Source organism: Streptomyces sp. NPDC026394, assembly GCF_055567735.1.
Window position 1 is genome coordinate 273836 of the sequence record NZ_JBVHPX010000008.1, and the last position, 14474, is coordinate 288309.

Genomic DNA, 14474 nt, shown 5'->3' on the forward strand with positions numbered 1-14474 from the left:
CTCAGCTCACTTCCGCGAAGGCGGTGCAGTACTCGGTGACGGGGTCGCGCCGGGCGCCGGTGGCCGGGTCGGTGTAGGGCGCCATCATCTCGGCGAACGTGGGCGGCCGTGGCGGCTCCTCCGCCGCCGCGCCGCCGAGCGGGGCGGGGGCGGGCCCGCCTCCCACGAAGCGTTTCTCACACTCGATCGTGACCGACTGCGACCAGAAGCCGATGTGCACACTGACGGAGATCCTGGCGCGCCCGTGGACCGTTCCGGTCGCGGTGTCGAAGGTGAGGTCGAGGTGGATCTCGATGGAGGCGGAGACGATGCCGAGGACGTCGACCTCGCCCCGGGCCCGGAAGTAGCCGGTCAGCCGGGACTCCCCGGTCTGCAGTTCCAGACGGAAGTAGATGCCGGCCATGACGGACAGGCTGCCGCTGGCCACGCCGAAGTTGAGCGAGACGGCGGCGCCGAATTCGAGGCCCGCCTCCAGGACGGCCACCCGCTGGGGCGTGAGGACGATGCCGAAGAACCCGCCGCCGCCGAGCAGCGAGACGGTGAGCCGGAAGGGGGCCTGCCGGCTGCAGAAGGAGAAGCCGATCTCCAGTGCCCGGCCGAGGAAGGGCAGGTCGAGGTAGGCGTCCAGGCGCAGGTTCTCCAGGCTGAACACGCCGATGGCCAGGTTCGGCAGCGGCAGCCCGTACCGGGCGACGATGCCGGAGGGCGTGACCTGGATGCCCGGCGGGTCGCTGAAGCCGTCCACCGGGATGAGCTTGCGCAGCGTCTGGACGAAGGAGAGCGGGCCGATGAAGTCGACGCTCTTGAGGACGACGTCGATGTCGGGTTTGCGGCCGGCCCGGGCGACGAAGCGGACGTGTTCGAAGCTCAGCCGCAGCGCGTTGAACTTCGGCACGAGGATCAGGGCGAAGTTCTCCAGGCTGCAACTGACGTCGGCGCCGACGCTCAGGTCCGGGCGCAGGGAGCCGCGCAGGTCGACGACGAGGGACAGCCGTCCGTCGGCGTCCGGCAGGAAGACCGGCGAGCCGTCCAGGAGGACGGGCTGGATGTCCGGGTTCCACTCCAGGCGCGCGTTGACGGTCTCCGGGAGCCGGAAGCCGTTGGCGGCCTGTTGTACGGCGTCGCGCAGCGCGACGACCTCTCCGGCGGCCCGGGTCCAGGTCGCGATCTGCTGCTGGACGCGGGTGAGCAGGGTCCGTACGCCCGGGTCGGTGCCGGCGGGCAGGGTGTCCAGCAGGTTCGTCAGTGCGGCGGCGAAGGCGGCGAAGGCGGCGTCGACCTGCTGCATCGTGATCGGTCCGGTACGGCCGGCGAGTCCCTGGGCCACGAAGTCCCCGACGACGGTCACGAACTTCTCCGCCGTGTCGGCGACCTGGCGGGCAGCGGCCGGGTAGCGGTCGAGTTCGTGGCTGAGCAGTTGCCGGACGCGGCCGAGGTCGGAGAGGAAGCCGGTGACCGTGCTGACGGTCTCGGTGAAGAAGTTGGGCACCTTCAGGGCCTTGCCGAGCCCGTCCACGCCCTTGATCACTTCGGCGAGCGGTACCACGCCCAGCAGGCTCGGGCCGACCGCGTCGAGGACGTCCAGCGGGCGGAAGAACTCCTCCGGGCGGAAGGTTCCGTCGGCGATGAGCTGGAGCGGGTCCTCGCCGCCGACGGCCGGGACGCCCGAGACCGGTCCGGTCAGGCGGGACAGACCGGACACGATCATGCTGGGGGCGGTGAGGCCGCCGGACCGGTCGCTCTGCCGGCCGAAGTCCATCCGCAGCGGCTGACTCCCGGGAGTGAGCAGGCTGAGGAAGACCTGCCCCGCGTTGGCCTTGCGTACCGGGCCGCCGACGGTGTCGAAGCCGGACAGGGCGTACCGCCGCGCATAGGCGACGGGCACCGTGGCGTCCGTGCCGCCGATCCGTCCGACGGCGGGCACGGCGGCCTGTGCCCAGCGCAGTTGCGGCAGGAACTGGGCGTTCTTCGACAGGGCCGGGTCGCCCGGCGCCGGGTCGGCCAGCGCGGGCGGCGCCGCCATGCCCCACACCATCCGGGTCACGTCGAGCCGGGTGTCGTCGGGCCGGAGGGTGGGCGCGAGCGCCACCGACTGGCCGAGGAGGTCGGCGCTGGCCTCGACCGGGTGCTCCGGCGCCGCGGCGCCGGGTGCGGCCGCGGCGGTCGGCGGGTTGCGGTCCAGGGCGTTGTACTCGGCGACGGCCGCGGCGAGTCCGGCGCCGGTGGCCAGCGTCTCGTCGAGGAAGAGCAGCGGTGTACGGAACTCGACGGTGTTCCCGCCGTGGTCGACCGCGGTGACCTTGAAGTGGAACGGCCGCTCCGCGGGGGTCGCGGGGAAGAACTTGCGCCGGTCGGCGGGCGGTACGAGGTTCGGTGTCTCCACGGTGTCCAGGCGCACGCTGGTGAAGGGGAACAGCACGTTCGCCAGGTCGCTCGCGGGGTCGGGCCCGGTGGGCAGCGCGGTCTTCGGATCGTACGTGCGCAGCGGCTGCCGTACCACGACGAACTCCCGCTGGATCAGGTAGGCGGCCCGGGAAGCGTCGAACTTCCGCTCGGTGACGCGGACGTACACCGCCTTGTGTCCGAAGGGGCACAGGAATCCCTCGCGCATCACGCGGACGTAGTGGTCGCGTCCCATGGCGGCCCGATGGCGCCATTCGGACAGCGAGACGCCGCGCGGCCGTCGCGGCCAGGAGCCGAGGCCGTCCAGCCAGCCGCCGGCCGTGGAGAGCATCAGCAGCCGTACGGCCACGGGCTGCGGGACGTACGGGCTGCCGTCCGGCTCGATCAGGCCGGCGCCGGTGGTGAGGTCGACGATGTCCCGCCGGTCGTCCGGCTCCAGCGCCTGCCGGAAGGCGTACGGCGCGCCCGGGTCGCCGCCGCGTTCGCGGTTCCACACCGCGCGGACCGTCCCGGTGTCGAGCCGGGTGTGCCAGAGCGGGACGCGGGCGCCGGGCTCGGGCTCCGGAATCCTGCCCCGGTGGATCCACCTGCCCTTCTGCGAGGGAGACAGGTACAGCCGGTAGGGAAGTTCGATGCCGGTACGGGGGCGGGCCGGGTCGGCGAGCGGGTCCTGCGGCCCGGCCGCCACGGCCGGTGCTCCGGCTTCCGTCTCCTCCGCCGCCGCGCCCGCCGCTGCCGCGAGGGCGCGCGCGGTCTCGGGGCCGAAGCGGGCGGTGAGTTCGGTCGTCGTCCGCAGCAGCCGCACCAGCGCCATGGCGCGGGCCGCGGCGTCCTGCCCGCCCGGTGCCGCGGGCGGCGGCCGGAACGCCGGTGCCGCGGGGGCGGGCGTGTCCGGTTCGCGTGCCGCGTCCACGACGCGCAGCGGGAGCCTGCGCATGGCGTCGAGCAGTCCGTCCTCGGTGAACGGCACCGCGTCCCGCGGGCCCACCTCGAAGACCAGGACACTCCGGCCGCTGATCAGGGAGCCCACCGGCAAGTCGCGGGACTCCCCCGGCACTTCGTCGCTGAAGGCCTGTTCCACCGTGTGCTGCGGTCCGAAGGTGACCGCGATCCAGCCGTCCGCCTGCGCGTCCGCCCGGACCAGCCGCCGGTCCCCGCCGGTGCCTTCCACCGTCAGCCCGGCGAAGCCGAACGACAGGTCGAGCAGGTCGGTGCCGCGCAGCAGACGCAGTGCTGCCGGAGTACTCATGACGCCCCCTAGCCCTGCGCGCCGAGCGGGGTCTGATCCCCCGTCCCTCGCGCGCAGCCCCGCCTACCTCCTATCTCCAACAGCGCCCCCGCACCAGACGGTGCGCGGCGCTCCACCAGGGCTAAATGTGTTCGGGGGGTCTCAGGATGTTCCGCACGCCTTGCGCGGCGCCTCGTCCGGCAGATATTCGGCGTGTTCCGCAGGCGTCAGCTCGCGGTTGACGGCGCGGCAGATCCGCTTGACGGACTCGGCGGGGCCGGGCAGGGCCACTTCCCGCAGGCGTACCACTCCGTCGCTGCTGCCGGTGGCCAGCGAACGGCCGTCGGGGCTGAACGTCACCGACCGTACGAGGCCGGTCTGGCCCGCGTAGGTGGCGCGGGTCCGGCCGGTGGCCACGTCCCACAGCCGTACGCTGCCGGTGTCACGTCCGCTGGCGGCCAGGGTCCGGCCGTCGGGGGTGAAGGCCACCGCGCCCAGCGCGCCGATGGAGTGGCCGGTGATGGTGGTACGGGGCTTGCCGGTGACCACATCCCACAGGCGTACCGACCCGTCGGCGCCGCCACCGGCCAGGGTCCGGCCGTCCGGGCTGAACGCCACCGCCCCGGCGTCGCCGCGGGGGCCGGTCAGGACGGTCCGGGCCCGGCCGGTGGCCACGTCCCACAGCCGTACGGGGCCGTGCCGGCTGCCGCTCGCCAGGGTCCGGCCGTCCGGGCTGAAGGCGACCGAAAGGGCCGGCGTGGTACCGGAGACGGGCAGGGCCCGGGTGCGGTGGCTGCGGGTGTCCCACAGCAGCAGCGCTCCGGACCCGTCGGTACCGGCCAGGGTCCGGCCGTCCGGACCGAAGGCCACCGCTTCCCCCGTGAAGCGCGCCAGTGTGGCGCGGAGACGGCCGGTGGCCACGTCCCAGACGCGCAGGCCGGTGCGTCTGCCGGTGGTGGCGAGGGTGCGGCCGTCGGGGCTGAACGCCACCGCGCGGACGCGGTCGCCCGTGCCGCTGCCGGACCGGCGCCCGAGAATCCGGCTCCCGCGCGTGCCGAGATCCCAGACGCGTACGGTGCCGTCGTCGCTGCCGCTGGCCAGCGTACGGCCGCCCCGGCCGTACGCCACGGCGCCCACCGGCCCGGAGTGGCCGGTCAGGGTGGTGAGGGTATCGCCGAGGGCGGTGTTCCACAGCCGGACCGTGCCGTCGTCGCTGCCGCTGGCCATCGTGTGCCCGTCCGGGCTGAACGCCACCGAGCTGACGCGGCGCGCGTGGCCGGGGAGGGTGCCGAGGTTCGCGCCGGTGGCCACGTCCCACAGCCGTACGGTGCCGTCGTCGCTGCCGCCGCCCAGGATGCGGCCGGAGGGGCCGAAGGCCATCGCGATCACGTATCCGGCGGGTCCGGCGAGGGTGGTACGGGCTTTGCCGGTGGCCACGTCCCACAGCTTGATGGCGGCCTCGTCGCTGCCGTAGATGGCCAGCGTGCGCCCGTCCGGTCCGAACGCCACCGCCCTGTTGCTGCCCGCGGGCGTTTCGAGCCGGGCGCCGGCGGCGCCGGTGGCCGCGTCCCACAGGCGTACGGTCCCGTCCAGACTGCCGGTGGCCACCGAGCGTCCGTCGGGGGCGAAGGCCACCGAGACGACCTTCCCGGTGTGACCGCGCAGCGTCGCGGTGAGCGCGCCGGTGGCCGTGTTCCACAGGCGCACGGTGCCGTCGGTGCCGCCGGCGGCCAGGGTGCGGCCGTCCCGGCTGAAGGCCGTGGCCGCCACCGGGCCGCCGTGCCCGCCGAACGTCGCGCGGGTACGGCCGGTGGCCACGTCCCACAGCCGCCAGGCTCCCCCACCGGTGCTGCCCGCCAGCGTGCGCCCGTCGGCGCTGAAGGACAGGGCGGCGAGGTTCTCCGCGGGCGCGGGGAGGACGGCGCGGACCGTTCCGGCGGGCATGTTCCACAGGCGTACGGTGACGTCGTGCCCGCCGCCGGTCGCGAGGGTGCGCCCGTCGGGGCTGAACGCGACCGCCCGCACCCCGCCGGAGTGCGCGTCGAGCCGGCGCCGCAGCGGCACGTCCACAGCGCTGAACAGCCCCGCGACGGCTTCCTTGGTGGGGGCGGTCCGGTAGGCGTGGACCGCCAGGAGGGAGGACAGGTCCGGCCAGTCCCCCATGAGGGCGGAGGACTGGGCGGCGAGCTGCCGCGACAGGGAGATCCGCTGGGCGGCCACTGCCGCGTCGCGCTGCCGTTCACTCGTACGGAACTGGTCCCAGGCGACCAGCCCGGCGGCGAGGGCGAGGGCGAGGAGGACGGACAGGGTGGCGGCGGACTGGCGCAGCCGGCGGGTGGTCCGGGCGGCGGCGCGCCGCTCGCGGTCGCGCGCCGCGACGCTGGCGGTGAGGAAAGCGCGTTCCAGCGGGGTGAGTTCGTCGGAGGTGCCGCCGGGCGACGGCACGGAGCCGCCCGTCTTCTCCGGAAGGCTCCCCTCCTCGGGGGCGAACGCCTCCTCGGCGGCGTCCAGCCGGGTACCGCGGTACAACGCCCCCGGATCGCGGTCGAGTTCGTCCCACAGTCCGGCCGCCTCCGTCAGCCGGCGGTGCACGATCAGGCGCCCGCGGTCCTCCTCGATCCAGCCGCGCAGCCGGGGCCAGGAGGTGATCAGCGCTTCGTGGGCCAGGTCCACGGTGTCCTGGTCCACCGTGATCAGACGGGCCCTGGCCAGTTGTTCGACGACCTGCGCGGCGGCCGGGTCACCGGCGTCCAGCTCGGCCCTGGCCGCGGGCCGGCGGGTGTCCGCCGCCCCTTCGCCCGGGGTGATCAGGCGCAGCAGCATCCGGCGGGCCGTCCCGGCCTGCCGCGGCGAGAGGCGGCCGTAGAGCTGTTCGGCGGTCTGGGCGACCGCGCCGTGGACGCCGCCCGCCGCCTCGTACGCCTGGAGCGTCAGGGTACGGCCGCGGCGCCGCCGCCAGGTCTCCAGCAGGACGTGCGAGAGCAGGGGCAGGCTGCCGGGCTCCTCGGCCATCTCCTCGACGAGGCGGGCGGTCAGGGACCGTTCCACGATCAGGCCCTCGGCGGCCGCCGGCTTGACGATGGCCTCCCGCAGTTCCTGCGGTGACATCGGGCCGATGGGCAGGCTCGCCTCGTGGATCACGTCGGCCAGTTCCCGGTGCGCCAGGCACCTGCCGTAGAAGTCCGCCCGTACGCCCAGCACCACACGCAGGCGGCTCGCGGGGTCGCCGGCCGTCACAACGCGTCGGAGGAACGCGTTCCGTTCGTCGGGGTCGGCGCAGAGGGTGAAGACCTCCTCGAACTGGTCCACCACGAGCCAGGTGTCCCCCGGCGTCCCGGCCGGGGAGAACAGCCGGCCGGCGTCGCGCTCGGGGCGGGCGCCGGGGGTGAGCACCCGGATCGCGGCGGGCGGGGACAGGCCGAGCGGCGGGTCGGCGGCGGGCTGCCGCAGGCGGGCGATGAGCCCGGCACGCAGCAGGGACGACTTTCCACTGCCGGACGGCCCGAACACCGCGACGACCCGGTGTTCGCGCACCCGCCGCAGCAGTTCCTCGGTGAGCCGTCGGCGGCCGAAGTAGCGCGTGTGGTCGTCCGGTTCGAAACGGGCCAGGCCGCGGTAGGGCGCGACGGCACCGTCCTCCTCCGCTTCGAGGACCCGGGCCGCGTCCTCCCGTACGGCTTCGTGCCAGCGCCGTTGCCAGTGCCCGGTGTCCCCGCCGCACGCCGTCACGTACGCCAGCGCCACCGGGAGGGACGGCAGCTTCTCCCCCGCCGCCGCCTGGGAGAGCACGGCGGCCGAGTAGTCCGCCCGTTCCGCCATGGCCCGGTAGGTCGGACTGCCCGCCTCCAGGCGCAGCTTGCGCAGTTCGTACGCGAACCGCTGTACCGGACCCGCCCCGGGGTCCACGGGCTTTTCGCGACGCCCCATGCGGCCTCCGCGCCGAGCTGACCGGGCAACGCCACGGTACGGAGACCGGTGGGACGTCACAAGGCCGGTTTCCGGCCGTGCGGGCCATTGATTGGACGCACGGAAACGGGCTGCCAATCAATGGCCGGTGCGGTGAAGTGGGCCGTACCCGCGCCGGTCCACGGTGCCCGCGTCCGCGCCCTCCGGCGTCGACGGGGCCGGGCCGGCGCGGCACCGCACCGTGGTGCGGCCGGTGGGTGGGCGGGCATCCTCACGGGGGTGGGATGCCCGGCACCCGGATCACGTCAGCCGCATACCGGTGGCGGTGACGATCGCGTCGTAGTCGCCCTTGAGGCCGCCCTCGCCCACGTAGCAGCGGTATCCGCTGGGCTTGTCGATCGGCACCAACTGCACCGCGGGAGCCTCGTCGCAGCGCAACGAGCGGGCCGCCTTGCCCCCGTAGATCCCGTACTGCTTCCACGCCCGGGCCCGCATCCCCTCGGCGGTCAGCACGCCGCCCTTGGTCGGCGTGGCCGTGTACTGCATGAGGATGAAGCCGCCCTTGGTCTCGACGCGGAAGGGCACGTCGACTCCCATGTACTTCACGGTGCAGGTGAAGGTCTGGGGCTGGTCGCCGACCTCTTTGGTGTCGCAGGTACTGCTGGTCGGCTTGGAAACCGCGCCGCCCATGGAGAGCACCCGGGTCTCCAGGTCGTACTTGATCTGCTCCAGCACCGGCGCCTCCTTGCCGGGCGCCGGGTGCTGGGGAGCGGCCTTCTCGGGCGGCGCGGCCGTCGGGCTCGGCACCGGGGTGCCCTTGGCGGACGCCGGTTCCCCGGACGCTCCGCAGGCGCTGGCCGCCGAGACCACCAGGGCCACCGTCGCCGCCGTACGTATCCATTTGTTGTGCTGCACTGCTGCTTCCCCGTTTTCCCCGTCGCGCGCGGACCGCCCGACGCGGCCTGCGCACCTTGTTCCATGACCGCCCGATCTTAGGACGCGCGCGGCGTGGCGGAGGAAGGGGGTCCGCAGGGGGTGCGGGCCGTGTCCCGGTCCGCCTCAGCCGAAGTCGTAGTCGAAGGTGTACGGAACGGACGGACTGCCCTGCTCGGCCGTGAACTCCCCGGTGCCGCGCAGCCCGGCCAGCTCCCCGGTGGCCGAGCCCGGTACGACCTCGAACGCGCAGCGCACGCTTCCTCCTTCGTCGAACGAGCCGCGCTCCTCCACGGCGAAGGTCCCCCGCCGCCCGTCGACGGTGCCCGCCAGCAGCTCCATCCCCGTGAACCCACCGGTCTGCTCCGTCAGGTAGAGGACGGTGTACTCGCAGGTCGTGCGGGCTGCCTCGATGCCCCCGGCGAAGGTGTTGGTGACGGCGGCGTGGGCGAGCCGCGGAAAGGTGTCCTCCTCGCCGAGGGCGCGCTCCTGCCAGTCGGCGTAGGTGAAGTGGCCGGTGGTGCGGGTGCGTTCGGCGCTGGTTTGTGCAGACATGGCGACGGTGGTCCTTTCGTCCGGCCGCGCGGTGCGGTCCGCGCGGTGCGGTTCTCTTGGTGCGATCGAAGTCTGGCCGCCGTACCTGACACCTTCTGTCAGGTACGGCGCGACAATGACCCCATGCGCGCCGACCGTCTGCTCTCCCTCCTCCTGCTGCTCCAGAACCACGGCCGGATGACCGCGGCCGAACTGGCCGCCCGGCTGGAGGTGTCCCCGCGTACGGTCTACCGGGACGTCGAGGCACTGGGCGCCGCGGGCGTCCCGGTCCGCTCCGAACGCGGCCCGGAAGGCGGCTACTCGCTCATGGACGGCTACCGCACCCGGCTGACCGGGCTGAACGATGCCGAGGCGGAAGCACTGTTCCTGGCGGGCGTGCCGGGGGCCGCGCGGGAACTGGGCCTGGACGCGGTCCTGGCGACGGCTCAACTGAAGCTCCAGGCCGCGCTACCGTCCGGCCTGGCGGCGCGGGCCCGCCGCCTCCAGGACTGCTTCCACCTGGACGCCGCCGCCTGGTTCCGGCAGGCGGACCCGGTACCCCACTTGGCGTCCGTGGCCCGCGCCGTCTGGGAACAGCGGGTGCTGCACGTCCACTACCAGGCGTGGAACGGCCGTGCGACGCACCGGGAGCTGCGCCCGCTCGGCCTCGTCCTGAAGAGCGGCACCTGGTACGTGGTGGCCTGGACGGACGGCCCGCCACCGGGCGACGGCACCCTGCGGACCAGGACCTACCGGATCTCCCGCCTGGTGCACGCCGAGGCGACGGACACGCTCTTCGAGCGGCCGGCCGGCTTCGACCTGGCCGCCTGCTGGGAGGAGTCCTCCCAGCGCTTGGAGGCCGGACTGCACCATACGACGGCACGGCTACGGATCTCCCCGCGCGCGCAACGGCTGTTGCCCATGCAGTTCGGCGCAGCCGGCAGCCAGGCTCTGGAAGGCGCCGGGCCGCCGGACCACGAGGGCTGGGTGCTGGTGGACCTCCCGGTCGAGGCCCCGGCCGTCGCGGTCGGTGACCTCCTCCGGCTGGGTGCGGAGGCCGAGGTGCTGGGCCCGCCCAACCTCCGTGCCGCCGTCGCCCGCACAGCGTCCGAACTGGCGGCACGGTACGCGGCGGCCTGAGCCCGCCACCGGGGCACGGCCCCTCGGCCCGGCAGTCGCACGCCGCGGCAGGGGCCGCCCCGCTCAGCCCCGCGCCCCCGGTCCGGGCACCGCCACCGCCGCGTCCAGATGCGCGGCCACCTCCCGCCCGATCCGGGTCAGTGGCTCCGCCTGGGTCATGGCGTGGTGGGTGCACGCGATGTCGTGGTTCTCGATGTGTCCGGTGACCAGGTGGCGCCAGGTCTCGGCGGCCGGTGCGTGGGCGGGCTTGCCTTCGGTGGCATGGAAGTACAGCAGGTCGCCGTCGAAGATGCCCTCGGAGAACGTCGGCAGCAGCTTCACCGAGTTGGTGAACACCTCTGTGACGGCGGTGAGCCGGTCCTCGCCGAGCGCCGGGTGCTGCTTGAGGGAGTCGAGCAGCTCACCGCCGCCCTGTCCGCGCAGCACCGCCGCCACGCCCGGGACGGTCAGCGGCCGCGCGAACCGGTCCGGATCGTGCCCGGCCGCCTCCAGGAGCAGGGCCAGGATGTCGTGCTCCGTGACGGCGGAGTCCGTCGTTCCGTGCGGGTCGATGGGGTGTGAGTCGAGCATGGCCAGCAGCGCCACCCGCTCGCCCCTGGCCTGGAGCCGGACCGCGATGGCGTGGGCGAGCGCGCCGCCGAGCGACCAGCCCAGCAGGTGGTACGGCCCGGCCGGCTGTACGGCGCGGAGCTGCCCGACGTAGTCCCCGACCATCTCCTCGAAGGTGGCGGGCAGTGCCGCGCGCCGCGCCAGCCCGCCGGCCTGGAGCCCGTACACCGGGACGTCCGGGTCCAGGTGGCGCAGCAGCCCGGCGTAGCACCAGCTGAGGCCGCCGGAGGGGTGGACACAGAACAGCGGGGGGCGGCTTCCCCGGGTGCGCAGCGGCAGCAGGGCCTCGAAGCCGTCCGATCCGCCGCCGGTGCGCAGCACCTTGACGAGTTCGGCGACGGTGGGGGCGTCGAACAGCGCGCGGATGGACAGCTCGGTGCCCAGGGCGGAGCGGATACGGCTGATGAGCTTGGCCGCCAGCAGGGAGTGCCCGCCCAGGGCGAAGAAGTCGTCGTCGACGTCGACCTGCCGTACACCGAGCACCTCGGCGAACAGCGTGCACAGCACCTTCTCCTGAGGGCTGCGCGGCTGCCGCCCGTTGCAGACAGCGGGGGCCTCCGGCGCGGGCAGGGCGGCGCGGTCCAGCTTGCCGTTGGCGGTCAGCGGCAGGTGCTCCAGGAGGACGAAGGCACCGGGGACCATGTACTCGGGCAGGCGGGCGGTCGCCCAGGCGCGCAGGATGTCCGCGTCGACCGGTGCGGGCGCGGCGGTGCCGGAGCCGGAGCGGCGTGAGGCGGGGACCCGGCCGGGCGCGGTGCGGCCGGCCGGGCGCTGGGGGGCGACCGGTACGACGTACGCGGCCAGGCGCCGGTCGCCGGGGGTGTCCTCCCGTACGGTGACCACCGCGTGGGCGACGCCCGGGTGGCGGGCCAGTGCCGTCTCGACCTCGCCGGGCTCGATGCGGAAGCCGCGTACCTTGACCTGTCCGTCGGCGCGGCCGAGGTATTCGAGGATGCCGTCGGGCGTCCAGCGCGCCCGGTCGCCGGTCCGGTACATGCGCGACCCCGGCGCGCCGCAGGTGCAGGGCACCCCGGGGTCGCCGCAGGTGCCGGCGGCCGAGCCGCTGCCCGCGTGGGCGAACGGGTTGGCGACGAACCGCTCCGCGGTCAGCGCGGGACGGCGGAGGTAGCCACGGGCGATCTGGTCACCGGCCAGGTACAGCTCCCCCGGTACCCCGGCCGGCACGGGGTTGAGCGCGGCGTCGAGCACGTACGCCTGCACGTTGCGTCCCGGCCGTCCGATGACGGGCTGTTCCCCTTGGTCGGCGATGCGGCAGTACACGGCGTCGACGGTGCACTCGGTCGGGCCGTAGTAGTTGTACGCGGTGGTGCCGGGCAGGGCGCGCAGCGTCTCCCAGAGGGCGGCGTCGACGGCTTCGCCGCCCACCATGAGGATGCGGGGCCGGTGCCGTGCGCCGGTGAACAGTCCGGCGGCGATCAACTGGTGCAGGTAGGTGGGGGTGAGGTCGAGGAAGTCGATGCGCCGGTCGGCGATGTAGTCGACGAGGGCGGGCGGGTCGAGGCGTACGGCGTCCTCGACGAGGTGGAGTTCGTGGCCGGCGGCCAGGAACAGCGGGCCTTCCCAGGCGGTGTCGAAGGAGAACGCGGCGGTCAGCGCGGTCCGCAGGCGGCGCCGGGCCGCGGCCGTCTCCGGGTCGATCAGCTCGGCCCGGTGGTCGAAGAACAGGTTCGTCAGCTGGCGGTGTTCCACGACGACGCCCTTGGGCTGCCCGGTGGAGCCGGAGGTGTAGCTGACGTACGCCGGGTGGCCCGGTGCCAGCGGGGCCCGCCGGTCGGCGTCCGTGGGGTCGGTGTCGGGACGGAGGTCCAGCTCCCGGGCGGCGGCCGGGGTGTCGAGGCACAGCGTGGTGGCGGTGCCGGGCAGGTGCCCGGCGGCCGCCGTCGTGGTGAGGACGCAGACCGGGCGGGTGTCGGCGAGCAGGAAGCGGATGCGTTCGGCGGGCAGCTCCGGGTCGACCGGTACGTACGCGGCGCCCGTCTTGAGGACGGCCAGCAGGCCGGCGAGGTGGTCGGCGGTGCGCGGCAGGGCCAGCGCCACGAACGTCTCGGGCCCGGCGCCGCGTTCGATCAGCGCGTGCGCCAGCCGGTTGGCGCGGACGTTCAGTGCGGCGTACGAGAGGGTGGTGGCGCCGCACACGAGAGCGGTGGCGTCGGGCGTGCGGCGGGCCTGCTCCTCGAAGAGCGCGGGCAGCGTGGTGACCGGCACCGTACGGGCGGTGTCGTTCCATCCGGTGGTCACCCGGCGGCGCTCGGCAGCGGGCAGCAGGTCGATGCCGCCGACGGGCTGTTCGGGGTCGACGCCGGCCAGGGTGTCCAGCAGGGCCAGGAAGCGGCGCTGGTGGGCGGCGGTGACCTCGGCGTCGTACAGGTCCGGGTCGGCCTGGAAGTCGATGCGCAGGCAGCCGTCGTCGGTCCGCTCGTAGACGTTGACGCCGAGGCCGGTGACCGGGCCGTTGGAGAGGTTGTGCAGGGTGGCCGGGTGCCGCCCGAAGGCCAGCTCCGGGTCGTAGCTCATGATGTTGATGCCCCAGTCGCCGAGCGGGCCGCCGGTGTGCGCGGCGCCCAGCTCCTGGACGAGGTACGGCGAGGGGTAGCGCTGGTGACGCAGCAGGCCGCGGGCCCGCTCGGAGGTGTGCCGCAGCAGTTCGCGCACGGTCGTGTACGGCTCCAGCCCGACCTGGAGCGGCAGCACGTTGGCGACCATGCACGGCGTGCTGCGCGGTACGGCGCCGACGCGGCCGGTCACGGTCAGGTCCAGCGTCACGTCGGTGGACCCGCTCATCCGGTGCACGTACAGCGCGAGCGCGGCCATCGCCACCACGGGCAGCCCCGTCCGGGTCTGCCGGGCCAGCGCGCGCAACCCGTCGGCAGCGGGTGCGGGGAGGTGGCCGGTCTCGCGTACGAAGCGGTGCGGGACGGTGGCCAGCCGGCTGGCGAGTCCGGTCCCGGCGGTCTGTCCGGCGAAGCGCTCGGCCCAGAACGCGCGGTCCCGGGCGCACCGTTCGGAGGCGTGGTAGTCGGCCTCGTCGGCCAGCAGTTGTTCCAGGGTGCCCAGGTCGCTGGGCGGGCACTCCTCGCCCGCCTCCAGGGCGCTGTAGATCTCGGCGACGCGCCGGATCAGGAGCGAGAAGCCGTAGCCGTCCAGGACGATGTGGTGCAGCGCCATGTACAGCACGCAGTGGTCGTCGGGCAGCAGCAGCACGGCGAAGCTGAACAGCGGGGCGCGGCGCAGGTCGGCGGGCTTGCGCAGGTCGGCCCACATCCACTCCTTCGCGCGGGTCCACGGGTCGGCCGGCGCGACCACCCGGGCCGGGCCGGGCCGCGGGCCTGCGGGGCGGCCCGCCGCCTCCCGCAGGTCGACGACGGGCAGCGGCCAGTCGTCCGCGAGGTCGGGTACCTGCCAGACGCCGCCGTCCTCGTCGGTCTCGAACCGGACCCGCACGGCGTCGATGCCGGCCACGGCGCGGCGCACCGCGGTGTCCAGCACGGCCAGGTCGACCGGGCCGTGGATGTCCACGTACTCCGCGGCACGGTAGATCGGGTTCTCCGCGTCCAGCTGCTGGGAGAACCACATCCCCGTCTGCGCGACGGTCAGCGGCAATCGGCGACCGCGGTGGCCTGGCTTCCTGTTCATGCTTGCCGTCTCCTGACGAAGGTGCTGGTGTACAACGGCGACCGGGCCGTGGCGGGGCCGGGCGACC

6 protein-coding genes are annotated in these 14474 nt (G+C 74.3%); 1 reads left to right on the forward strand and 5 read right to left on the reverse strand.

Annotated elements, in window-relative coordinates; translation table 11 throughout:
* Window position 1: 1 nt before the first annotated feature.
* From ACZ4QV_RS21190 to ACZ4QV_RS21205, 4 genes are all read right to left on the reverse strand, one after another.
* A complete protein-coding gene (locus ACZ4QV_RS21190) occupies window positions 2-3652 on the reverse strand; it encodes a hypothetical protein (RefSeq protein WP_467763241.1) in 3651 nt (1216 codons plus the stop codon).
* A gap of 141 nt (window positions 3653-3793) precedes the next feature.
* Window positions 3794-7558, reverse strand: coding sequence for an nSTAND1 domain-containing NTPase (locus tag ACZ4QV_RS21195; RefSeq protein WP_467763242.1), 3765 nt, complete (start codon window positions 7556-7558; stop codon window positions 3794-3796).
* Window positions 7559-7837: 279 nt separating this feature from the next.
* Window positions 7838-8452, reverse strand: a complete 615-nt coding sequence (locus ACZ4QV_RS21200) for a hypothetical protein (protein WP_361150389.1) — start codon at window positions 8450-8452, stop codon at window positions 7838-7840.
* Between the two features lie 144 nt (window positions 8453-8596).
* A complete protein-coding gene (locus ACZ4QV_RS21205; RefSeq protein ID WP_361150387.1) occupies window positions 8597-9025 on the reverse strand; it encodes a DUF3224 domain-containing protein in 429 nt (142 codons plus the stop codon).
* 123 nt (window positions 9026-9148) lie between these two features.
* Here ACZ4QV_RS21205 and ACZ4QV_RS21210 point away from each other — a divergent pair, with 123 nt between their 5' ends.
* Window positions 9149-10144: a helix-turn-helix transcriptional regulator gene (locus ACZ4QV_RS21210; RefSeq protein WP_467763243.1), complete on the forward strand. Its 996-nt coding sequence runs from the start codon at window positions 9149-9151 to the stop codon at window positions 10142-10144.
* A 63-nt stretch (window positions 10145-10207) separates the two neighbouring features.
* On the opposite strand, the gene ACZ4QV_RS21215 is transcribed toward ACZ4QV_RS21210, so the two are convergent.
* The gene (locus ACZ4QV_RS21215) at window positions 10208-14407 is read right to left on the reverse strand and encodes an amino acid adenylation domain-containing protein (protein WP_467763244.1); all 4200 of its coding nucleotides are present in this window, start codon (window positions 14405-14407) and stop codon (window positions 10208-10210) included.
* Window positions 14408-14474 lie beyond the last annotated feature (67 nt).